Raw genomic sequence first — 23,700 nt, 5'->3', positions numbered from 1 at the left:
CGCCCTGCCCAAAAAAGTCTTTGAGGGAGGACAGATGCCGAAACGTTTTCGACTGACCCGCCGTTTTCCGGTCGCCATGACCGAAGATGGGTATCGTCGCCTGCGCAGCTTTGCGGCCGAGGCTGGTCTCGATGAAGGTGAAGCCCTGTCTTTTCTCTTTGAAAACTTCGACGCGGTGACCGATGCCGAAGGGCTGGGCCATCGCTTGAGACAATTCAATTCTGATCTGGACGCGCGCAAGCGCTGAACCTTTGCTGGGGATATCAATGGCTTCGACATGGATGACAGACGAGCACCAGATGCTCGCGGACATGACCGCAAAATTCATCAATGATGAATGGGCGCCACGTTTTGAAAAATGGCGCAAGCAGGGCGAAATGGACCGTGAAACCTGGCAAGAGGCCGGTGAACTCGGCCTGTTGTGCCCCTCGATCCCCGAAGAATACGGCGGCGTTGGTGGTGACTTTGGCCACGAGGCCGTGATCCTGATGGAATCCAACCGCGCCAACCTGGCAAGCTGGGGCCACGGCATCCATTCGGGTATCGTCGCGCATTACATTCTGGAATACGGTTCGGAAGAGCAAAAGAAACGCTGGTTGCCCAAGATGGCGACAGGCGAAATCGTGGGCGCCCTGGCGATGACCGAACCCTCGGGCGGGTCCGACGTTCAAGGGATCAAGACCCGTGCGATCAAGGAAGGCAATTCCTATCGCCTGACCGGATCGAAGACCTTTATCACCAATGGCCAACATGCCAATCTGGTGATCGTCGCTGCAAAAACCGACCCCAAGGCCGGTGCCAAGGGCACGTCTCTGGTGGTAGTCGAAACCGAGAACGCCGAAGGGTTTTCGCGTGGCCGTAACCTCGAAAAAATCGGCTGCCACGCGGCGGATACGTCCGAGTTGTTCTTTGACAACGTGGAAATCCCGCCCGAAAACATCCTTGGCGGCGAAGAGGGTCAGGGCTTCTATCAGATGATGAAGCAACTGGGTCAGGAACGTCTGGTCATCGCCTGTATCGCCCAGGGCGCGATGGAAGGGGCGGTCGAACGCACCATCGCCTATTGCAAAGAACGCGAAGCTTTTGGCGGACCGATCCTGCAGTTCCAGAACACCCGTTTCAAGCTTGCCGAGTGTCTGACCAAGACCAAGGTCGCACGCGCATTTCTTGACGAGTGCATCAGCGAGTTGATCGCCGGAGAGCTGACAGTCGAAAAGGCCGCGATGGCAAAATACTGGATCACCGATACGCAGGGTGAAGTTCTTGACGAATGTCTGCAACTTCACGGTGGCTATGGCTACATGCAGGAATACGCCATCGGCGAAATGTGGGTCGATGCCCGCGTACAGCGAATTTATGGCGGAACAAACGAGATCATGAAGGAACTGATCTCGCGGTCGCTCTGACCGATAGGCTGTTGGGAGGCGGCTATCTTGGAATTTGAGTATTTAGAAAGAGATGAAGCAGGACGTCCACCCTGCCACCCGGCGCAGCATGTGCTGGCGGGGCAGCAGGGCTTCACCTCTTACGGCCATCGGCTCTCCAGCCTGTACCGTACCAAACACACTCACGCGTTAACCTTAACAACGCGTGAACCCGCCTCTTCATCTCTTCAAAAATACTCCACGGGGGTGCGGGGGTGTGAAACCCCCGCTCCGTCGCCAATCACAGGGAACGCGCTATGTCAATAAAACTCTACTGCTTTGGTGAAAGCGGCCATTCCTACAAGGCTGCGCTTGCGCTCGAGCTGTCCGGCCTCGAGTGGGAAGCGGTCTATGTCGACTTTTTCGCCGGCGAGACCCGCAGCCCTGAATACCGTGAAAACGTCAATGAGATGGGTGAAGCGCCTGTTCTGGTGGATGGTGATTTCAAAACCAGCCAATCCGGAGCAATCCTTGCCTATGTGACGGAAAAATCGGGCAAGTTCGGCGGAAAAGACGCGGCTGAGAACTACGAAATCTTCCGGTGGGTTTTGCTCGACAACAGCAAGCTGAGCGCCGTCGCGGGTCCGACCCGTTTCCTTATGAACTTCCTGCCCGAAGACAAACAGCCCAAAGAGGTGATCGGCTTTAATCAGGGCCGTCTCAAAGGCACTTATGCGATCCTCGATAAACATCTTGAGGGCCGTGACTGGATCGTGGGCGATGGGCTGACCAATGCCGATCTTTCCTGCTGCGGATATCTATTTTACGACGAACCTTTCGGGTTCAACCGCGCCGAGTGGCCGAACATCGACCGCTGGCTTTCGAATATTCAAGCCATTGATGGCTGGAAACACCCCTATGACCTGATGCCCGGCAGCCCTGCTGACCGCGCCTGACCCAAGGAGATCATAATGACCGAAGCCTATATTTATGACGCTGTGCGCACGCCGCGCGGCAAGGGCCGCAATGATGGATCGTTGCACGAAGTGACCTCGGTGCGTTTGTCGACAACCGTGATGAACGCCCTCAAAGAACGTAACAACCTTGAAGGCCACGCTGTTGAAGACGTGATCTGGGGCAACGTCACTCAGGTGAAGGAACAGGGCGGCTGTCTGGCGCGTACCGCAGTTCTCGCTTCTGATCTGGACGAGTCGATTCCGGGCCTTGCGATCAACCGCTTCTGTGCCTCTGGCATGGAAGCCGTCAACCTTGCTGCAAACCAGGTCAAAGGCGGCGCAGGCCAAGCCTATATCGCTGGTGGTGTGGAGATGATGGGCCGCGTTCCAATGGGATCTGACGGTGCCGCCATCGCGGTAGACCCGACCGTTGCAATGGAGCAGTACTTTGTGCCCCAAGGTATCTCAGCTGACATCATCGCGACCGAATACGGGTTTACCCGTGATCAGGCAGATGCTTTGGCCATGGAATCCCAGCGCCGCGCGAAGGCCGCATGGGACGACAACCGTTTTGCCAAGTCGATTGTTTCGGTCAAAGACATCAACGGCCTGAACATTCTGGATCACGACGAATATATGCGCCCCGCCACTGACATGCAGTCGCTGGGTGGCTTGAAGCCTGCGTTCAAGGAACAAGGCGAAATCATGCCCGGTTTCGACAAGATCGCGCTGATGAAATACCCCCATCTGGAAGCCATCAACCACATCCACCACGCGGGCAACTCGTCCGGTATCGTGGACGGCTCTGCCGGTGTTCTGATCGGCAACAAGGAATTCGGCGAACAGTACGGCATCAAGCCACGCGCCCGCATCCGTCAGACCTGTAAAATCGGGCTCGACCCGACCATCATGTTGACCGGTCCGGTGCCTGCCACACAGAAAATCCTGACAGACGCAGGCATGTCGATCAGCGACATCGATCTGTTCGAAGTCAACGAAGCGTTTGCTTCGGTTGTTCTGCGCTTCCAGCAAGCCTTTGACGTCGACCCTGAGCTGGTCAACGTAAACGGCGGCTCGATCGCAATGGGTCACCCGCTGGGTGCGACCGGTGCCATCATCATCGGCACTCTTCTGGACGAGCTGGAACGCTCGGACAAGGAAGTGGGTCTGGCGACCTTGTGCATTGCCTCGGGCATGGGCGCAGCAACCATCATCGAACGCGTGTAAGGAGCAAGAATTATGAGCGATTTTAACCTCTCCGTAGACGCAGACGGCGTCGGCATCATCACTTGGGACACCCAAGGCAAATCCATGAACGTGATGACGGAACAGGGCTTTAACGACCTGAACGCCATCATCGATACCGTGCTGGGCGACGACGCTATCAAAGGCGCGGTGATCACTTCTGGCAAGGAAGGCTCGTTCGCGGGCGGTATGGACCTCAACGTGCTGGCCGAAATGGGCGCACGCGGTGGTGACAACCCTGCACAGGGCATGTTCGACGGCACCATGTCGATGCACGCCGTTCTGCGCAAAATCGAACGCGCGGGCATGGAACCCAAAACCAACAAAGGCGGCAAGCCGATTGCTTGTGTTCTGCCGGGTACTGCGTTGGGTATTGGTTTGGAACTGCCTTTGTCGACACACCGCATCTTTGCGGCTGACAATCCAAAGGCCAAAATCGGCCTGCCGGAAATCATGGTTGGCATCTTCCCCGGTGGCGGCGGCACAACCCGTATGGTGCGCAAGATGGGCGCCATGGCGGCCTTCCCCTTCCTGCTGCAAGGCAAAATGGTAGACCCCAAGAAAGCCAAAGCAGCGGGCATCATTGATGAAGTCAGCGAAGATCCGATGGCCGACGCAAAGGCATGGGTTCTGTCCTCGCCCAAGATCGTCAAACCCTGGGATGAAAAAGGCTATAAAATGCCTGGCGGCGATCCCTATCACCCAGCCGGGTTCATGACCTTTGTTGGGGCTTCGGCAATGGTCAACGCCAACACATGGGGCGTTTACCCTGCGGCCAAGGCGCTGCTGTCGGCCGTTTATGAAGGCGCGCAGGTTCCTTTTGATGCTGCGATTCGCATCGAAGCACGCTGGTTCACCAACGTTCTGATGAACCCGTCATCTTCGGCCATGATCCGCAGCCTGTTCATCAACAAGGAAGCTCTGGAAAAAGGTGCGAACCGCCCCGATGTTCCGGATCAGCGCGTCAAGAAAGTTGGCGTTCTGGGCGCAGGCATGATGGGTGCAGGTATCGCACTGGTTTCGGCCAAAGCAGGTATCGACGTTGTTCTGATCGACACCACTCAGGAAGCAGCAGATCGCGGCAAAGCCTATTCGGAAGCCTTCGCAGCCAAAGGCGTGTCGCGCAAAAAGCTGACCGAAGAAGCCAAGGATGCGATGCTGGCCAAGATCAACGCCACCACCGATCTGAACGCTTTGTCGGATGTGGACCTGATCATCGAAGCCGTGTTTGAAGACACCGCCGTCAAAGCCGAGATGACCAAGAAGGTCGAAGCGATCATCCCCGAGGATGCGATCTTTGCCTCGAACACCTCGACCCTGCCGATCACCGGTCTGGCCGAAGCGTCCGTTCGCAAAGAACAGTTCATCGGCATCCACTTCTTCTCGCCGGTCGAGAAGATGGCACTGGTCGAGATCATCAAAGGCAATGAAACCGGCCCACGTGCCGTTGCCAAAGCCTTGGATTATGTTCGCCAGATCAAGAAGACACCAATCGTTGTGAATGACGAACGCTTCTTCTATGCCAACCGCTGTATCATCCCCTACATCAACGAAGGTGTGATGATGGCGGGCGAAGGTGTTGCGCCTCAGCTTCTGGATCACGCGGCTCAGCTGTTGGGCTTCCCTGTGGGGCCGATCCAACTGGTTGACGAAACCTCGCTGGATCTGGGTGCCAAGATTGCAAAGGCCACAATGGCGGCAATGGGCAATGCTTATCCCAAGTCGATTGCGGATGACGTGACCTTCTGGATGGTTGACGAAGGCCGTTTTGGACGCAAAGCCAAAGCCGGTTTCTTTGACTATGACGAAAAGGGCAAGCGTCTGGGGTACTGGAAAGGGTTCCAGGACAAGTTCCCTCTGCTGGAAGAGCAACCTGACGTGACCGAAGTTCAGCACCGTTTGATCTTTAGTCAAGTTCTGGAAGCTGTTCGCGCACTGGAAGCAGACGTTCTGGAAGACATCCGTGAAGGCGATGTGGGCGCGATCCTTGGCTGGGGCTTCATGCCATGGTCGGGTGGTCCGTTCTCGTGGCTGGACATCGTTGGCGCGCCATGGGCGGCTGCGAAATGTGACGAGCTGACCGAGAAATTCGGTGACCGTTTTGCCTGCCCACCGCTGCTGCGTGAAATGGCAGCCAAGAACCAGACCTTCTATGGTCGCTTCGGAGCAGCCTCAAAGGCAGCCTGATCCACGATCACAAGCAAACCAAAACGCCCGGAAGATATCTTCCGGGCGTTTTCCATTGTGAGTGGCTGGTTTTTGTTTTGTTGAAACGAAGAGGCTCAGGCCACGTCGTAGTCGATGTCGTCCGCTGAGAAGGTCGATGCCAGCAGCTTTTCGGCGACAAACCGTGGCAGCATATTGTAGTTGCTGCTTGCCCCCTGACGCGGCACGATCCCCGCGCTGACGCCCCACTGGGCCTGACAAAACAGCAATGCGCCGTGGTCGGCATAGACCATCTGATCTTCGGCAAAGACAGGCAGGAACACTTCGACAGTGCCTTCTGGTTCGCCGCGCTCGACACCTTCGAGTATCTCCAGAGACGTCGCAGGGATCACCGCAAAGGGATCGCCCCATTGATCGGAAATCTCGTCGCTTTCGATCAGAACGCCTTGATGCGGCATCAGCACAAGGTCTTCGCCGTTGCCGATGGTGCCCGCTTCGACCAGCAGCGGCCAAAGGGTTTCAGGGCACGGTCCGGTTCCACTCCAGATTTCGTTGCGCACGATGGACTTAACCTTTTGAAGCCCCCCGTCAAACGTGAGCAAACGGGTTCCGATGCGAACATCTTCGACAGGTATCCAGCCGTTTTTTGTTGCGACCAGCGTGCCTTCAACAAGGCCGGCACCGGCGCCCAACAAAACCGGATCATGTAATCGAGGCTCGGCACCGGAGTATTCTCCGGAAAAACCTTGAGGGTGGGTCCATCCAAACATTTCACATCCCCTGAAGTTTGGTATTTGGTTTAGCAGCCCAAGCATTTGCCTAAAAATTTAGGGAAGAGCTTTGCCGTAAATGTGGAAAGATTGTGGCACTGTTTCCGATGTTTTGACAAAATCTGGATCGATCAGGGATTGCGATAAAACCGATCCACAATGCGCTAGTTTCCTTTGCGGGCACGCATCGAAATTATCAGGCCAGCGGCAGAAATCATTGCGATTCCCACACCTTGCAGCGGTTCCAGAGACTGCCCGAGAATCAGCCAGGCAAAACCGGGACCAAAGATCATGACGGCATATTCGAACACCGCCACATTGGTAGGCTCATCAAGCTGATAAGCACGAATGATTAAGAAAACCCCCGTCACAGACCCGACAGCCTGAACCACTGCCCAAGGCAGGGCCGGCATCATCTCCCATGTCCAGCCCCGCAGCAGGAAATGTGTTTCGCTCGCATCGCCGAACACACCGAACAGCACAGAGACCGTCAGCCCGATACAGCCCAACAACAGCATGTTTGCTGCCAGCAAAGAAGTCGCGCTTTCTCCGGCGCACCAGCTTCGGGTTGCGATGGCGGATATGGCATAGAAGAACCCTGCCAGCACAGGCATCAGCATCAGCGGGCCAAACCCGTCACTGCCCGGTTGCAGAACCAGAAGCGTCCCCGCAAAACCGAGAAACACCGCGGCGATGCGAAAGGGTCCGATCCTTTGCTTCATCACCACGACATTGATCAACAGAACAAAAATCGGAGAGGTAAACAGGCCTGCAAGCGCTTGGGAAATTGGCATGATCCCCAGCGAGCCAAAATAAAGCATCATCGAAATCGACAGAACCGTCGCCCGCGCAAAAACGGGTCGCCAGTTATTGGGGCGCAATGATCCCAAGCCAAATGCCGCCATTGCGACAAGCAAAGGCACCATGAGAGTCGAGCGCATCGCATGGAACTGCCACAGGCCCACATGGGTCGAAATGATCGCAACAAAGTTGTCGATCAACCCGATCACCGTCATTGCGAACAGCATCGAAATCGCCGCTTGGGCTGGTCTATTGTTGACGCTGTCGCTCATTTCTGCCTCTAATTGTCTGACATTTGTCGCTACGAGTCATAGAATTCGATACGACAACGTTAATCTGTCGTAAAACCGACATTGTTCCACGAATCAAGGGAGGGATCTGATGGGCTGGATGGTTGACGAAACGGGGCTTGAGAAATGTGCTGCCAATTTCGTACCTCTGACACCGCTGTCACATCTGCGACGGGCACGGGATGTGTTCCCGGACAAGATGGCCGTCATCTATGGCAAACATCGCAAAACCTATGCGGAATACTATGACCGCTGTACACGTCTTGCGTCTGGATTAACCAAACTGGGCATTCAGCCGGGGGATGTTGTGGCCACGCTGTTGCCCAATCTGCCTGCACATGCCGAGGCCCATTTCGGCGTTCCCGCCTGTGGGGCCGTTTTGAACACGATCAACATCCGCCTCGAACCCGAGACCGTGTCCTATATCTTTGATCACGGGGGCGCCAAGGCCGTTCTGGTGGACCCTCAATTCCTTGAACTGGCCGAAGCTGCCATCGCAGGCATGGAGGGGGACACGCCGATCATCATCGAAGTTGCAGATGATTTTGATGGCTGGCATGCCTCTGGCAAATATCAGGAATATGAAGCCCTTCTTGCCGCTGCAGACCCCGACTTTGACTGGATCATGCCCAAGGACGAATGGGAATCCTTGGCCCTGAACTATACGTCCGGTACAACCGGCCGCCCCAAGGGCGTGGTTTACCACCACAGGGGCGCGTACTTGATGACAATGGGAACCGTTGTCAGCTGGCGTATGGTGTTGCATCCCGTCTATATGGCGATTGTCCCCCTGTTCCATTGCAACAACTGGAACCACACATGGATGATGCCAATGATTGGCGGAACCCTCGTGTGCTGTCGGGATGTCACGGCGCAAAATATCTACAATGCAATTCACTATGACGGCGTCACGCATTTTGGGGGCGCTCCGATTGTGCTCAACATGATCGTGAATGCCCTCGAAGAAGAGCGACGCACATTCAACCATACCGTCGAAGTCTTTACCGCAGGCGCCCCGCCTGCCCCTGCGACCTTGGCCAAGATCGAAGATCTGGGTTTCAACGTCACACAGGTCTACGGCCTGACCGAAACCTATGGCCACGTCACCGAATGCTATTGGAATACGGACGCGTGGGATGGGCTGGACAAGCCCGGCACAGCGGCCATCAAGGCCCGTCAGGGGGTTGCCATGCCCATGATGGATCATATCACGGTCGTTGACGAAACCATGACCCAGATCCCCATGGACGGAAAAACCCAAGGTGAAATCGTGATCCGTGGCAACTCGGTCATGAAGGGGTACCTCAAAAATCCGGAAGCAACCGCAGAAGCGTTTCAGGGCGGCTATTTCCATTCCGGCGACATCGCTGTTCAACATGGCGACACCTATGTGCAGATTGCCGACCGCGCCAAAGACATCATCATTTCCGGTGGTGAAAACATCTCGTCAGTCGAGGTGGAGGGCGCATTGATGGAACACCCTGCCGTGTCATTGGCCGCCGTCGTGGCGAAACCCGATGATAAATGGGGGGAAGTGCCCTGCGCCTTTGTCGAGCTGCTGAGCGGAAAGAGCGCAGAGGAAGCCGAGATCATCGCCTTTGCACGGGAAAAGCTGGCCGGGTTCAAAACCCCGAAGAAGGTGGTGTTTCAGGAATTGCCGAAAACCTCGACCGGCAAAATCCAAAAGTTCCAGCTGCGCAAGGTCGCCGCAGATCTTTAGGTGATCTTCCACACCAATCCGTGACAACGGGTGGCATCGTCTTGCGTTGCCGCCCGGCTTTCTCTCGTGCTAGGTAAGAAGAAAGCATGTGGCAGAGCAGCCCAAAGAAATATCCAGATCAAATATGACGGCTTTAGAAAAATATGAACGCATCGAGGCCACTGGCCTCTGGCGTGTTTCGTCTGAAGAACAACGGCGCGATGTCATCGTGTCGATTGGGGACGCGTCGCTGACCATCACCGATACCCAAGACAAACCGCTTGCGCATTGGTCGTTGCCGGCAGTGCGCCGCCTGAACCCCGGCGAGTTTCCCGCGATTTATGCGCCGGACGGTGATCTTGATGAAACACTTGAACTGTCGTCGGAAGAAACCGAGATGGTCGAGGCCATCGAGAAGCTGCGCCGCGCGATCAATCGTCGGCGCCCGCGCCCTGGTCGATTGCGGTTTGTGTCAATCGGACTGTCCTCATTGGCTTTGGTTGGGCTGGCGGTTTTCTGGTTGCCCGAGGCCTTGCGATCCCATGCGATTTCAGTTGTGCCCGAAAGCAAACGTCAAGAAATTGGCGATCAGCTTTTGCAGCAAACACAGCGGCTCACGGGCCCGCCTTGCGCAGATGTCATTGCTTCCCCGTCTCTTACGGCTTTGGCCACGCGTTTGGACGTGCCGAACCTTGTCATCGTGCGCGCCGGTGTGCACACGGCGCGCGCCTTGCCTGGTGGTACGGTTTTGCTGAACCGCGCGATTGTGGAAGACTACGAAGATCCAGAGGTTGCTGCAGGCTATATCATCGCCGAAAAAGTACATGCCAAAACCAACGACCCTTTGCGTCAGTTGCTGGATTCCTCGTCTATCCTGACCAGTTTCCGACTGCTGACGACGGGCGGAATACCCACGGATACGTTGAAAGATTTTGCAGAAGAAATCGTCGTTGACCCGTCAGCATCGCCCGCGATCGAAGACATTCTCGCAGGATTTGAAAAGTACCAGGTCCGCACAAGCCCATACGCCTATGCGGTTGATCCGTCTGGTGAAAGTACACTTGAGTTGATCGAGGCAGACCCGTTTGTCACCAGCCCCAATCCGGTTCTGAGTGACGGCCAATGGGTCGCCCTTCAGAGCATTTGCGGGGGCTAAAGCCTCCCCGCAAAGAACGTTTAGTTCCGGATCACCGCGCTGCTGTAGCCTGCGCCTTTGGCCTTCGACAGGGCCGATTTGCTGGCATCAGCACTTTCATAAGGTCCAACAAGAACCATACGACGCTCTTCTCCGGCCCGTGAATACACACCGATTTTGGCAGGCAGACCCAACCGGCGCATTTGCTTGGCCGCTTTTTGGGCCGCATCAGCGTTCGAATAGGTGGCGACATGCACATAGGCGCGGTTTTCAAGGCGCAGTTTTTTCTGTGCAGGTGCGCTTCGTGTCGAGACAACAGGTGTCTCGGTGTTCAGCGCCGTTCCCGTCAAAGGCACCGCTGTGGCGTTCGACGTAACCGTTTCGGAAGACCGCGATTTCGATGACACGACATAGGCCTCGCCAGTTCTGCGGTTCTTCATTGTGCGCGGCACGGTGCGCTCCATGATGGCGTCTGTCGCAGCAATCCCTTCAAAGGTCATTTCTGCGCGGTAAGGGTTCAGACGATCATCATCAAACGCACGACGATAGCCTTTGGGAAGCTGATTGACGGCAAGCATCGGACCACGCGTCTCATATACGTGACGCGGCACGACCCGTGTTTGCGCAGAGACCTGACCAGCCGTTACAACACGTCCGACACCGGGTTGGGTCGGCGTGGTACCAAGGCGCGATGAGGCGCCCTGACGGCGGTAAATGATCTTGGGCGGGTTGGCCGTGGGTTTCCCAGTACCGGGTGTATAGGGCAGTTCCTGTTGCGAGCCACAACGCACTTTCGACCCATTGTAACTTTGGTCACAACCGGACGGGCGCACGGTCTGGTTCAGCGTGCGTCTGTTCGTCGGTTTTGTTGTTGTGGTGGCCGGCGCCGTGGTCGTCTTGGCAGCAGGCGCCGTCGTTGTCGTCGTTGCGGTTGTTGTCTTGGCAACGGGTTTGGGCTTTGGCTTGCTTGTCGTCTGCACTTTGGCAGGCGCTGGGGCTGGCTTGGGCTTGCTCGCCGTTGTCGTTGTCTTGGTTGTAGTTTTGGCGGGCGCCGCGGTTGTCGTCGCAGGTTTTGCCGCTGTCGTTGTTTTTGTCGCGGGGGCTTTGGTCGTTGTCTTGGCAGCAGGCGCACCAAAAATCGTAGTTTGGCTTGTCGGCGCGGCCGCAGGCTGAATAACGACGGTGTTCTTGTCCAGTTTCGCAGCCGAGGTCGTGCTGCGTCCCGGATTTTCCAGTGTCGGCTTATAGCCACAAATCACCTGGCGATTACGGGTCATGCGCGGCACCCACGTGACGTTCCCGTCCACACCTGCGCGCACGTAAACACAGCCCTTGCTGTCCACGTACTGCTTGCCCTTATAGGACGCAGGCGGAAACTCGTTTGGCGTCTCAACATTACTCAGGGATTGCGCCTTGACGGCTGCGGCTAATCCGAAAGATGCCGCGATAATGCAGATCGCGAATGCTCTGGTCGTTTTCATTTTGCCCCCACAAGATGCAGAGAATGCGTCCCTACTAGATGTAGGGGGTAGTTTAGACGGAAAACTCTATATGAGTAAACAGTGCATAGAGACCAGCTGCCTTAAAAAAGCCACATTTGGCAAATTTTAGACAAAAAAGACCAATGTCTTCAAAGGCTTTGAACAGGTTTCGCGCAGCACCACAGGGGCGGCACTGCGCGACAGTTTTTACTTTGTGCCGAACATGCGGTCGCCGGCATCACCGAGACCCGGAATGATATAGCCCTTTTCATTCAGGCGCTCATCCAGCGAAGCGGTGACAATCGGCACATCCGGATGCGCCTCTTTCATCCGCGCGACACCTTCCGGTGCGGCCAGCAGGCACAGAAAACGGATGTCTGTTGCGCCCTTTTCTTTCAGCAAATCAATTGCTGCCGCCGAAGAGTTGCCAGTGGCCAGCATCGGGTCCACCGCGATGACAAGACGCTCGTCCAGCTCGGAAGGTGCTTTGAAATAGTATTGCACGGGCTCGAGGGTTTCCTCGTCGCGGTATAGTCCGACAAATCCAACGCGGGCCGACGGGATCAACTCCAGCATCCCGTCCAAAAGACCGTTGCCTGCCCGCAAAATGGATACCAACGCCATTTTACGTCCGGCCAGAACCGGCGCGTCCATCTTTTGCATGGGCGTGTCGATTTGCTTTGTCGTCATCGGCAGCTCGCGCGTGACTTCATAGGCCAGCAGCTGGCTGATCTCTCGCAGCAGGCGCCGGAATTCGCCGGTCGACGTATCGGTTTTGCGCATCAGGGTCAGCTTGTGTTGCACAAGCGGGTGATCAACGACGGTCAAATGGTCCATCAGGAAGTCTCCAGTAGTTTCATGACCCGCTCTTTCGTAGCGGTGTCACAGAATGCAGCCTCGGCGGCGGTTTGGTTAAGAGCGCGAAAATCACTTTCATCCCAGCCGAAGGTTTGGCTCAACATGTCATATTCGCGTCGCATAGTCGTGTGGAAAAACGGCGGATCGTCTGTGGAAACGGTCACCCGTACCCCTGCATCGCGCAATCGTGCGATGGGATGTTCGCCAAGAGACGGATAAAGCCCCAAAACGACGTTCGATCCCGGACAGACCTCAAGCGTGATCTGACGCGCGACCAGTTCTTCGATCAGCTTTGAATCTTCAATGGCGCGCACGCCGTGACCAATGCGTTCGACATTGAGGTCCCGAATGGCTTCCCAAACGCTGTCGGGGCCGCCAAATTCACCTGCATGGGTGGTCAGGCGCAACCCTGCTTCACGGGCCATATCAAACGCATAGGCGAAATCACCTTGATGGCCCTGCCCTTCATCACCGCCCATGCCCAATCCGACGATCCAGTCACCGGCGGTCTCGGCGGCACACAGCGCGGTACGCTTGGCCTGTTCGGGTCCGAAATGGCGCACCGGGGTCACGATGCCCCGCAAGATGATGCCAAGATCCGCTTCGGCCTTGAGCGCGGTTTCCTGAATGGCCTGCAAATACTCGCGCCACGCTGCGACATCTCCGCCACCACAAAAATCAGGGGACAGAAAGCTTTCGCAATATACGACGCCTTGCTCGGCGCTTTGCTCAAGAATGGCACGTGTCAAACGGGCGAAATCTTCGGGTGACTGAAGCACGCTTGTGGCAGCTTCATACACTTGCAGGAAATGCACGAAATTCTCGAAGGCATAGCTTCCGTCATCCGCAATAATCCGGCTGAGATCGACTTTCTTCTCAAACGCCAGCTGTCGAATGAACGCCGGTGGCGCGGCCCCCTCATGGTGCAAATGCAATTCGACCTTTGGCAGATCCATAACGCTCACAGAAAGCTCCTTCCCGGCCCGAATGCAGGCACCCCCAGATGCGCGGCAACGCTGGCCGCGACATCCACAAATTCAACCTGACCAATCTCCCGCGCGCCAACGCCAGCACATAAAACCGGCACGCGTTCGCGGGTGTGGTCGGTCCCGCTCCAACTGGGGTCATTGCCATGATCCGCCGTCAACAGCAACAGATCTCCGGGGCGCAGCGCGGCGATCACTTTGCCAATTTCGCGATCAAACCATTCAAGCGCGCGCGCATATCCGGAAACATCGCGCCGGTGACCATAAAGGCTGTCGAACTCCACGAAATTTGCAAAGGTCAGGCTGCCGTCTTCGGCCTGATCCACGCATTTTTGCAAGCTTTGCATCAGGTCCGCATCCGATCCTTTGACGCAATCGTCAATGCCGGTCATGGTGAAGATATCCCCGATCTTGCCAACCCCATGCACCCTGCGCCCTGCGTCCTGTACCCAGTTTGTCAAAACAGGTTCAGGCGGAACAATCGCGTAATCGCGACGGTTCGTTGTGCGCGTAAATCCGGTTTCTGACGTGCCGACAAAGGGGCGTGCAATAACGCGGCCCACCTTCACCTCGTGCAGCCGCGGTGCGATCCGCTGGCACAACTCTAACAGGCGGTCCAATCCAAAGTGGTCTGCATGCGCGGCGATCTGAAACACACTGTCGGCACTTGTGTAACAGATGGGGCGCCCCGTCTCTATATGGTCCTGCCCCAATTCGGCGATGATCGCGGTGCCAGAGGCATGGCAATTGCCCAAGATACCGTCGACACCTGAAATCTCACAGACTTCGGCAACCAGATCCTCTGGAAAAGCGTCACCATCCGTTGGAAAATAGGTCCATTCCCAAGGCACGCGCAGACCGGCAAGCTCCCAATGGCCTGAAGGGGTGTCTTTGCCAAGGCTGCGCTCTGTTGCGGCACCCCAAGCCCCTTCTGGAACCGCTTCAAGTCCGGGTGTTGCATCACCACTGGCAAGCCGTGTCGCCGCGCCAAGCCCGAGATGGTCGAGGTTAGGAAGGCGCAAAGGCCCGCTGCGGCCTTCGTTTGCACGCCCCTCGGCACAGGCCTGTGCAATATGGGCCAGCGTATTGGCACCCGTGTCAGGCCGTGTGCCGTTAAAGAACTGGGCCGCATCCGGCGCACCACCGCACCCAACGGAATCCATCACGACCAAAAAAGCACGTGTCATCAGCGGATCCTCTCGTGGATCAATGGTGGGGTCTCGGCGCGGACGGGCCCAATCCCGATGGCTCGCTTTACAGCCATTTCCGCGCGTCGGGCTGCGTCTTCGCGGGCCGCATGTATCCGCAACAAAGGTTGGCCTTTGACCACCTTCTGCCCCAGCGCGACAACATCAGAAAACCCGACAGCGGGATCAACAACATCACTTTGCACCTGACGCCCGCCACCCAGATCAACGACAGCAAGACCCAAGGCCTCTCCATTCATATGCGTGATAAATCCACTCGCGGGGGCAAGCACTTCTCTTATGACGGGGGCTTCTGGCAAAAACCGCTCCCAGTTTTCTGCAAATTGCACGGGTCCGCCCATCGCGGCCACCATGCGCCCGAAACGCTCGGCGGCCTGACCGCTTGTCAGCGCCTTGGAAATGGCGTCGATCCCTGTTTCCAGTTCAGGCGCCAGCGCAGCATTGCACAGCAACACGCCCCCCAAGGCCACGGTCAACTCCCTCAACGCACCCCCCTTGCCGTTGCACAGAACCTCCATGCATTCCGCAACCTCAAGCGCGTTCCCCAAGGCCGGAGCCAACGGTTGGTTCATATCCGAGATCACGGCGCTTGTCGGGCATCCGGCAAGGTTTGCCGTCTCGACCAGAGACGTGGCCAACGCCAGCGCGTCATCTGGTGTTTTCATAAAGGCGCCCGTTCCGACCTTCACGTCGAGAACCAGCCCCTGCAATCCAGCGGCAAGTTTCTTGGACAAGATCGAGGCCGTGATCAAATCAAGGCTTTCCACCGTTCCGGTCACGTCACGGATTGCATAGAGCCGTTTATCGGCAGGGGCGATATCCGCGCTGGCGCTGACAATGGCGCACCCGCTGGTTCTGACCACCTCGCGGAAGTGTGCCTCGTCCAGCGTTGTTCGCAATCCGGGGATCGCTTCCATTTTGTCGAGCGTGCCCCCTGTATGGCCAAGCCCCCGCCCCGAAATCATCGGGACATAGGCCCCACAGGCAGCCAACGCTGGCGCCAACACAAGAGAGACGCAATCGCCGACACCGCCGGTCGAGTGTTTATCAAGCACAGGGCCGTCAAAGTCCCACTTGAGCGTGTCGCCGCTGTCGCGCATGGCCAGTGTCAAGGCAACCCGCGCCTCTTCTCCAAGCCCCTGAAGACACACGGCCATGGCAAAGGCGCCGGCTTGCGCATCCGTCACACGCCCATCAGCCAACCCGTTGGCGAACCAGGTCAGCTCTTCTTGCGAGGGCGTTTCTCCACGGCGCAGGGCCGCTATGATGGCTCTTGCATCCACGGGATCAGGTGTTCTCCATATGGTGTTCTCCAAACGCACCCGGCATCAGGTCCGCAAGAGTCATCTTCTGCTCTACTCCGTCCAGATTGGCCATGGTAACCACCACGTCTCCGGTTCCGAACTCGGCCAGCTTTTGACGGCATCCGCCACAGGGGCTTACGGGATGGGGGCTATCTGCAATGACATAGACCTCGCTAAGGCGCGTTTCCCCAGCGGCGACCATTGCCGCAATGGCACCCGCTTCCGCGCAGGTCCCTTCGGGATATGCCACGTTCTCGACGTTGCAACCGGAATAAATGGTACCCCCTTCAGACCGGATTGCGGCACCGACCTTGAAGTTGGAATAAGGCGCATAGGCATTTTCGCGGACGGACAACGCCGATTTCTGCAGACTCATATCAGGGGCTCCCTCGATTGTACGGGCCCATACAACTCTTGAATACGCAGCCCATACCATGTCACTCATTAGATATATTGCCCTGCGAGACTGAGGCCTGTGGCGGGTTTTTGCAAGGGGTCTTGCCCTATGGTCAAATCGCCCCATTCCCTTTGTGAAATAATTAGTTTAACGCTAAACCAACTTTAGAATTCGAGGCCGAGACATGTCTGACACCCCAAAGGAAACACTGCGCACCGCAGCTCTTTATTACCACGAGCACCCAAAACCAGGAAAGCTAGAGATCCGCGCGACCAAGCCACTGGCCAATGGACGCGACCTGAGCCGCGCCTATTCTCCGGGCGTTGCCGAAGCCTGTCTCGAAATCAAAACAGACGCTGCAAATGCCTCGCGCTATACCTCTCGCGGCAACCTCGTTGCGGTGGTCTCAAACGGCACGGCTGTTCTTGGCCTTGGAAACATTGGCGCGCTGGCCTCGAAACCGGTGATGGAAGGCAAAGCCGTCCTGTTCAAAAAATTCGCAAACATCGACTGTTTCGACATCGAAGTGGATGAGACTGATCCGGAAAAGCTGGCTGACATCGTTTGCGCCCTAGGGCCGACATTTGGCGCGATCAATCTGGAAGACATCAAGGCGCCCGACTGTTTCATCGTTGAAAAGCTGTGCCGCGAACGCATGAACATCCCCGTATTCCACGACGACCAACACGGAACCGCCATCGTTGTGGGCGCAGCGGCGACAAACGCATTGCGGGTCGCGGGCAAAAAATTCGAGGACATCAAGATCGTCTCGACCGGTGGCGGCGCCGCTGGCATCGCTTGCCTGAACATGCTGTTGAAGCTGGGCGTTAAACGGGAAAATGTCTGGCTTTGCGACATTCAGGGTGTGGTCTTTGACGGGCGCACCGAAGACATGACACCGCAAAAAGCGGAATTTGCACAAGTCACGGACAAACGCGCTCTGGCAGAGGTCATTGAAGGTGCGGATATGTTCCTCGGCCTGTCCGGGCCCGGCGTCCTGACGCCCGAGATGGTCGGCAAGATGGCCAAGCAACCTATCATCTTTGCCCTTGCCAACCCGACCCCTGAAATCATGCCCGAAGATGCACGCGCCGTTGCGCCCGATGCGATCATCGCAACCGGTCGAAGCGATTTCCCCAATCAGGTGAACAACGTTTTGTGTTTCCCCTTCATCTTTCGGGGGGCGCTGGACGTGGGCGCGACAGAGATCAACGACGAGATGCAACTGGCCTGCATCGACGGGATTGCAGAACTCGCCCGCGCAACAACAAGCGCCGAAGCCGCCGCCGCCTATAAGGGCGAGCATCTCACCTTTGGCAGCGATTACCTGATCCCCAAACCTTTTGACCCGCGTCTTGTCGGGGTGGTCTCGGCTGCGGTCGCCAAAGCCGCGATGGAAAGTGGCGTTGCCACGCGCCAGATCGACGATCTGGATGCCTATGTGCAAAAGCTGAACCAATCGGTGTTCAAATCCGCGCTTTTGATGCGTCCTGTTTTCAACGCTGCCCGCGCCGCAAAACGCCGGATTGTCTTTGCCGAGGGCGAAGATGAACGTGTGCTGCGCGCGGCTCAGGCCGTTTTGGAAGAAACCACGGAAACACCGATCCTGATCGGTCGTCCCGAAGTGATGGAAGCCCGTTGCGAACGCTTCGGCCTTAAAATCCGCCCCGGAACCGATTTTGAGATCGTAAACCCCGAGAACGATCCACGATATCGCGATTACTGGACCTCGTATCACGAGTTGATGCAGCGCAGCGGCGTGACGCCGGATCTGGCCAAAGCCATCATGCGCACCAACACAACCGCCATTGGTGCCGTTGCCGTTCATCGCGGCGAGGCCGATAGCCTGATCTGCGGCACCTTCGGTGAATACCGCTGGCACCTAAACTATGTGACCCAAATTCTGGGCAATGCGTCGTTCAGCCCGCATGGCGCCCTGTCTTTGATGATCCTCGAAGATGGCCCCCTGTTTATCGCCGACACCCACGTCTGGTCCCTGCCCACACCGGAACAACTTGCCGAAACCGCAATTGGCGCGGCGCGCCACGTGCGCAGGTTTGGACTCGAGCCGCGTATCGCACTGTGTTCGCAATCCCAGTTTGGCAACCAGTCCGAAGGCTCTGGCAAACGTCTGCGCGATGCACTTGCCATTCTCGACAGCGAACCGCGCGATTTCATCTATGAAGGCGAAATGAACGTCGACACGGCCCTGGACGCTGATCTACGTAGCCGTATTTTCCCGCATTCGCGCCTGCAAGGCGAAGCAAACGTTCTGATCTTTGCCCATGCGGACGCCGCATCTGGCGTGCGCAACATCCTCAAGATGCGCGCAGACGGCCTTGAAGTTGGCCCTGTGCTGATGGGCATGGGAAACAAGGCCCACATCGTGACCCCGTCGATCACGGCGCGCGGGCTTTTGAACATGGCGGCGATTGCCGGCACCCCCGTGGCGCAATACGGATAGATCCGGCCCAACGGCAACACATATACTCATCCGGTATCAAAGGGGCGCGAGATTCGCGCCCCTTTTGATTTGCAGTCAAAAAGTTTGCTACTTTGCAAACACGTAGAAGTTTCCAGAAAAATAGCGCCAATCATTGAGGTTTGCAAAAATTTGCAGGCCTTAAGAGACCCTTACTGCAAATTTTCCGCGATAATCTGACGCGACGTCCCGAAAACCTATTGCCCGAGGCCGCCCCGCTCTCGTAACTCTTTTGCAACGAGTTTTGGAGGAGAATTTCCATGGCATATAAAGACGTTTACGAAGGATGGAAGCAAGATCCGGAAGGTTTCTGGATGGATGCGGCCCAAGCGATTGATTGGGTTGAAGCTCCGTCAAAGGCGTTGTTCGACAAAGGCGACAACATGTATGAGTGGTTCGCCGATGCAAAGGTGAACACTTGCTGGAATGCTGTGGATCGTCACGTGGAAGCAGGACGCGGCGAGCAAACCGCGATCATCTATGACTCCCCTATCACCCACACCAAACGCGCGATTTCTTTTGTCGAGCTGCGCAACCGCGTTGCCTCTCTGGCAGGGGCGCTGCGCGCCAAGGGCGTCGAAAAAGGTGATCGTGTCATCATCTATATGCCCATGATCCCCGAAGCACTTGAAGCAATGCTGGCCTGTGCACGTCTTGGTGCGGTGCATTCGGTTGTGTTTGGCGGATTTGCGGCGCACGAGCTGGCTGTTCGGATCGACGACGCCAAGCCCAAATGCATCATCGCCGCGTCTTGTGGCCTCGAACCGGGTCGCGTGGTGCATTACAAGCCTTTGCTGGACGATGCTATCGAGCAGTCCGAGCACAAGCCCACGTTCAATGTCATCTACCAACGTGAACAGGAAGTCGCACAACTGATCGAAGGCCGCGACTATAACTGGCACGGGTTCCAGTTTGGCGTTGAGCCTGCCGAGTGTGTGCCTGTTGAAGGCAACCATCCGGCATATGTGCTTTATACTTCGGGCACCACTGGTCAGCCCAAAGGCGTTATCCGCCACACCGCCGGTCAACTGGTTGCGCTGAACTGGACCATGAAGAACCTGTACAACGTCGATCCCGGCGATGTGTTCTGGGCCGCTTCGGATGTAGGCTGGGTCGTGGGTCACTCGTACATTTGTTATGGTCCGCTGATCCACGGCAACACGACGATTGTGTTCGAAGGCAAGCCCGTTGGCACACCGGACGCAGGTACGTTCTGGCGCGTGATCTCAGAGCACAACGTCAAATCGTTCTTCACCGCGCCGACCGCCTTCCGCGCTGTTAAACGTGAAGACCCCACCGGCGAATTCGTCAAAAAGTACGACCTCGGATGTCTTGAACAAGTGTATCTGGCTGGTGAACGTGCTGACCCTGACACAATTGTCTGGGCGCAAGACCAGTTGAACGTGCCAATCGTCGATCACTGGTGGCAGACCGAAACTGGCTGGGCGATTGCCGCGAATCCGCTTGGTATTGAAGAGCTGCCCACAAAACTGGGTTCCCCTACAGTTCCAATGCCCGGTTACGAGGTGACCATCCTTGATGATGCAGGTCATCCTGTCGAGGCCGGCACACTTGGCGCGATTGCGATCAAGCTTCCCCTGCCCCCCGGCACCCTGCCCACGCTTTGGAATGCTGAAGACCGGTTCAAGAAATCGTACCTCAACACCTTCCCCGGATATTACGAAACAGGTGATGCGGGCATGATGGACGAAGACGGATATGTCTACATCATGGCGCGGACAGATGACGTGATCAACGTTGCCGGTCACCGCTTGTCGACAGGTGCGATGGAAGAGGTTCTGGCGAGCCACCCCGAAGTGGCGGAATGCGCCGTGATCGGTGTGACTGATCAGCTGAAAGGCCAGATGCCGGTTGGCTTCCTGTGCCTGAATGCCGGTGTTGACCGTGACCATGCCGATGTCGTGAAAGAAGTCGTCACGCTTGTTCGCAAGCAAATCGGCCCCGTTGCAGCCTTCAAGCTGGCTGTTGTTGTGGACCGGTTGCCAAAAACCCGCTCGGGCAAAATCCTGCGCGGGACAATGGTGAACATCGCAGACAACACCCCTTACAAGATGCCTGCGACCATTGACGATCCAGCGATCCTTGATGAGATCAAAGAAGCACTGCAAACGCTGGGTTACGCAAAAGCCTGACGCAAACCGCGTTTCTCAAAACAAAGGCCCCGCCAACCGGCGGGGCCTTTTATCTTTACACGTGGGGTGCCCTGCCTGAGCACGCCGACCAGTGATCGCACCGCTAGACGAACTGCTCTCGGATCAGGCGTTCCTCCAGACCGTGACCGGGGTCAAACAAAATCCGGTGGCTGATCGAAGGCTCGGATTGGATTTCCACGGATTGCACGTTTTCAACCGACCGGCTGTCTGCATCTGCCATGACAGGTCGCTTGGCCGGATCCAGAACATCAAAGCGCACTTTGGCGGTCTTTGGCAAAAGCGCCCCCCGCCATCGACGCGGCCGGAACGCAGCCATCGCCGTCAGAGCAAGCACATCCGAACCGATCGGCAGAATCGGACCGTGGGCCGAATAGTTATACGCCGTTGATCCCGCCGGCGTGGCCAGAAGCGCGCCGTCACACACCAATTCTTCCATCCGCAGCCTGTCATCCACCGTGATCCGCAACTTGGCCGCTTGGGGACCGGCCCGCAGCAACGAGACCTCGTTGATGGCCAAGGCTTCGTGCACCGTACCATCAACGCAGGTGGCCCGCATCGACAGAGGATTTACCACTTCTTCCTCTGCTTCTTTCAAACGGTCCAGAAGGTCACTTTCGTTATAGGCATTCATCAGAAAGCCCACCGTGCCCCGGTTCATTCCATAGACGGGCGCCTCAAGGCTTTGTGTGTTGTGAAGGGTCTGCAGCATGAAACCGTCCCCCCCGAGGGCCACGATCACATCCGCCTTTTCGGGCGCGCAATCGCTGTAGCGTCCGATCAAAGCGGCGCGTGCCGTCTGGGCAACGGGTGCATCGCTGGCAAGAAAAGCGATTCTCTCTGGCATGGCTGGCCCCAAAATTGTGTTTCCAATCCCCTAAACCGTGTTTCCTATTGAGACGGTTGTCCACCCCTAGTGTCGCTATAGCCGCAATGACAGGGCGTCACGTCGCTTTCAGCCCTTTTACCCAAGGGTTGTTTCCTTTAGGAAATCACCAACTAGACCCTCTGACTTGGAGCATCGCCCATGACCACCGTCCGCGACACCGGATTCTTCACCGAAACCTTGGCCACCCGTGACCCAGAGCTGTTCGGCTCAATCACCAATGAGCTGGGTCGCCAGCGCGACGAGATCGAACTGATCGCTTCCGAGAACATCGTCTCGGCAGCCGTGATGGAGGCCCAAGGGTCGGTCATGACCAACAAATACGCCGAAGGCTACCCGGGACGCCGGTACTATGGCGGTTGCCAGTACGTCGACGTCGCCGAGCAATTGGCCATCGACCGCGCAAAAGAACTGTTCGGCTGTGACTTTGCCAATGTTCAGCCCAACTCGGGTTCGCAAGCCAACCAAGGCGCATTTCAAGCCCTGATCCAGCCAGGTGACACCATTCTGGGTATGAACCTTGCTTCGGGCGGCCACCTGACTCACGGCGCTGCGCCAAACCAGTCGGGCAAATGGTTCAACGCGATCCAGTACGGCGTGCGCGAAGACGACAACCGCATCGATTATGATCAGGTTCAGGCCCTCGCCACCGAGCACCAGCCAAAGCTGATCATCGCTGGTGGTTCCGCCATCCCGCGTCAGATCGATTTTGCCAAGTTCCGCGAAATCGCGGATTCTGTTGGCGCGTTCCTGATGGTTGATATGGCGCACTTTGCCGGTCTCGTCGCCGCGGGCGAACACCCTTCGCCGTTCCCATATGCAGACGTGGCAACCACAACCACGCACAAAACCCTGCGCGGTCCTCGTGGCGGCATGATCCTCACCAATGACGAGGCCATCGCCAAGAAAGTGAACTCGGCCATCTTCCCCGGCATTCAGGGCGGCCCCCTGATGCACGTAATCGCTGCTAAAGCTGTTGCTTTTGGTGAGGCGCTGCGCCCCGAGTTCAAAGAGTACCAAAAACAGGTTCGTGCAAACGCCGTCGCGCTGGCCGATCAACTGGTCAAAGGCGGTCTCGACATCGTCACCGGCGGAACAGACACCCACGTGATGCTCGTCGATCTGCGCCCCAAAGGTGTGAAAGGCAACGCCACCGAGAAAGCCCTTGGTCGCGCGTTCATCACCTGCAACAAAAACGGCATCCCGTTCGACCCCGAAAAACCGATGGTTACTTCTGGTATCCGCTTGGGCACACCTGCCGGCACAACACGTGGCTTCGGTGAAGACGAGTTCCGTCAAATCGCAGACATGATCGTTGAAGTTGTCGACGGTCTGGCGGCTAACGGCGAAGAAAACAATGCTGCAGTGGAAGAGGCTGTAAAGGCCAAGGTTTCGGCGCTTTGCGCGAAATTCCCACTGTATCCTGACCTCTAAGACATCCTGTCTTTTATACAATACTGCCGCTGCCTCAGATTTGGGGCGGCGGTTTGCGTTTCATCGT

19 protein-coding genes are annotated in these 23,700 nt (G+C 56.9%); 10 read left to right on the top strand and 9 right to left on the bottom strand.

What is annotated here, in order from left to right; genetic code table 11:
* The first annotated feature begins 34 nt into the window (after positions 1 to 34).
* The 5 genes from PH7735_RS11130 to PH7735_RS11110 all read left to right on the top strand — a co-directional run bounded on the left by PH7735_RS11130 (position 35) and on the right by PH7735_RS11110 (position 5,752).
* Positions 35 to 247, top strand: a complete 213-nt coding sequence (locus tag PH7735_RS11130) for a hypothetical protein (protein ID WP_058311448.1) — start codon at positions 35 to 37, stop codon at positions 245 to 247.
* Between the two features lie 19 nt (positions 248 to 266).
* On the top strand, positions 267 to 1,406 hold the full coding sequence (locus PH7735_RS11125) for an acyl-CoA dehydrogenase family protein (RefSeq protein WP_058311447.1): 1,140 nt from the start codon (positions 267 to 269) through the stop codon (positions 1,404 to 1,406).
* A 275-nt stretch (positions 1,407 to 1,681) separates the two neighbouring features.
* Positions 1,682 to 2,320: a glutathione S-transferase family protein gene (locus PH7735_RS11120; RefSeq protein ID WP_058311446.1), complete on the top strand. Its 639-nt coding sequence runs from the start codon at positions 1,682 to 1,684 to the stop codon at positions 2,318 to 2,320.
* A 15-nt stretch (positions 2,321 to 2,335) separates the two neighbouring features.
* Positions 2,336 to 3,547, top strand: coding sequence for an acetyl-CoA C-acetyltransferase (locus PH7735_RS11115; protein WP_058311445.1), 1,212 nt, complete (start codon positions 2,336 to 2,338; stop codon positions 3,545 to 3,547).
* Between the two features lie 12 nt (positions 3,548 to 3,559).
* The gene (locus PH7735_RS11110; protein ID WP_058311444.1) at positions 3,560 to 5,752 is read left to right on the top strand and encodes a 3-hydroxyacyl-CoA dehydrogenase NAD-binding domain-containing protein; all 2,193 of its coding nucleotides are present in this window, start codon (positions 3,560 to 3,562) and stop codon (positions 5,750 to 5,752) included.
* A 95-nt stretch (positions 5,753 to 5,847) separates the two neighbouring features.
* Here the strand turns inward: PH7735_RS11110 and PH7735_RS11105 are convergent, their stop codons facing one another.
* On the bottom strand, positions 5,848 to 6,501 hold the full coding sequence (locus tag PH7735_RS11105; protein WP_058311443.1) for a Hint domain-containing protein: 654 nt from the start codon (positions 6,499 to 6,501) through the stop codon (positions 5,848 to 5,850).
* 164 nt (positions 6,502 to 6,665) lie between these two features.
* Entirely contained in the window at positions 6,666 to 7,574 is a 909-nt protein-coding gene (locus PH7735_RS11100; RefSeq protein WP_058311442.1) for a DMT family transporter, read from the bottom strand.
* Between the two features lie 109 nt (positions 7,575 to 7,683).
* On the opposite strand from PH7735_RS11100, the gene PH7735_RS11095 reads away from it, so the two are divergent.
* A complete protein-coding gene (locus tag PH7735_RS11095) occupies positions 7,684 to 9,312 on the top strand; it encodes an AMP-binding protein (protein WP_058311441.1) in 1,629 nt (542 codons plus the stop codon).
* Between the two features lie 124 nt (positions 9,313 to 9,436).
* Positions 9,437 to 10,447 (top strand): M48 family metalloprotease, encoded by a 1,011-nt coding sequence (locus PH7735_RS11090; RefSeq protein WP_058311440.1) that lies wholly within the window; start codon positions 9,437 to 9,439, stop codon positions 10,445 to 10,447.
* A gap of 20 nt (positions 10,448 to 10,467) precedes the next feature.
* Here PH7735_RS11090 and PH7735_RS11085 read toward each other — a convergent pair whose 3' ends face one another.
* From PH7735_RS11085 to PH7735_RS11060, 6 genes are all read right to left on the bottom strand, one after another.
* Positions 10,468 to 11,907 carry an SPOR domain-containing protein gene (locus PH7735_RS11085; protein WP_058311439.1) on the bottom strand — a complete coding sequence of 480 codons (1,440 nt, stop codon included), beginning with the start codon at positions 11,905 to 11,907 and terminating at the stop codon, positions 10,468 to 10,470.
* A gap of 207 nt (positions 11,908 to 12,114) precedes the next feature.
* Entirely contained in the window at positions 12,115 to 12,747 is a 633-nt protein-coding gene (upp, locus tag PH7735_RS11080) for a uracil phosphoribosyltransferase (protein WP_058311438.1), read from the bottom strand.
* Positions 12,744 to 13,730 carry an adenosine deaminase gene (locus PH7735_RS11075; RefSeq protein ID WP_082645219.1) on the bottom strand — a complete coding sequence of 329 codons (987 nt, stop codon included), beginning with the start codon at positions 13,728 to 13,730 and terminating at the stop codon, positions 12,744 to 12,746. The genes upp and PH7735_RS11075 overlap by 4 nt, the downstream gene beginning before the upstream one ends.
* Positions 13,727 to 14,938 carry a phosphopentomutase gene (locus tag PH7735_RS11070; protein WP_058311436.1) on the bottom strand — a complete coding sequence of 404 codons (1,212 nt, stop codon included), beginning with the start codon at positions 14,936 to 14,938 and terminating at the stop codon, positions 13,727 to 13,729. Before PH7735_RS11070 ends, PH7735_RS11075 begins: the two co-directional genes overlap by 4 nt.
* Positions 14,938 to 16,242: a thymidine phosphorylase gene (locus PH7735_RS11065; protein WP_058311435.1), complete on the bottom strand. Its 1,305-nt coding sequence runs from the start codon at positions 16,240 to 16,242 to the stop codon at positions 14,938 to 14,940. The genes PH7735_RS11070 and PH7735_RS11065 overlap by 1 nt, the downstream gene beginning before the upstream one ends.
* A gap of 4 nt (positions 16,243 to 16,246) precedes the next feature.
* Positions 16,247 to 16,639, bottom strand: coding sequence for a cytidine deaminase (locus PH7735_RS11060; RefSeq protein ID WP_058311434.1), 393 nt, complete (start codon positions 16,637 to 16,639; stop codon positions 16,247 to 16,249).
* Positions 16,640 to 16,844: 205 nt separating this feature from the next.
* Between PH7735_RS11060 and PH7735_RS11055 the strand changes: the two genes are divergently transcribed.
* Both PH7735_RS11055 and prpE read left to right on the top strand, forming a co-directional pair.
* The gene (locus PH7735_RS11055) at positions 16,845 to 19,124 is read left to right on the top strand and encodes an NADP-dependent malic enzyme (protein ID WP_058311433.1); all 2,280 of its coding nucleotides are present in this window, start codon (positions 16,845 to 16,847) and stop codon (positions 19,122 to 19,124) included.
* Positions 19,125 to 19,402: 278 nt separating this feature from the next.
* Positions 19,403 to 21,295, top strand: coding sequence for a propionate-CoA ligase PrpE (gene prpE / locus PH7735_RS11050; RefSeq protein WP_058311432.1), 1,893 nt, complete (start codon positions 19,403 to 19,405; stop codon positions 21,293 to 21,295).
* A gap of 103 nt (positions 21,296 to 21,398) precedes the next feature.
* On the opposite strand, the gene PH7735_RS11045 is transcribed toward prpE, so the two are convergent.
* Entirely contained in the window at positions 21,399 to 22,160 is a 762-nt protein-coding gene (locus PH7735_RS11045) for an NAD kinase (RefSeq protein WP_058311431.1), read from the bottom strand.
* A 180-nt stretch (positions 22,161 to 22,340) separates the two neighbouring features.
* Here PH7735_RS11045 and glyA point away from each other — a divergent pair, with 180 nt between their 5' ends.
* Complete coding sequence (glyA, locus tag PH7735_RS11040) at positions 22,341 to 23,633, top strand: serine hydroxymethyltransferase (RefSeq protein ID WP_058311430.1); 1,293 nt, start codon at positions 22,341 to 22,343, stop codon at positions 23,631 to 23,633.
* The last annotated feature ends 67 nt before the right edge of the window (positions 23,634 to 23,700 follow it).

Origin of the sequence: Shimia thalassica, assembly GCF_001458215.1 — a bacterium.
Classification (GTDB): domain Bacteria; phylum Pseudomonadota; class Alphaproteobacteria; order Rhodobacterales; family Rhodobacteraceae; genus Shimia; species Shimia thalassica.
Note: the sequence above shows the minus strand (reverse complement) of the source record. Positions and strands in the feature narration are given on the sequence as shown.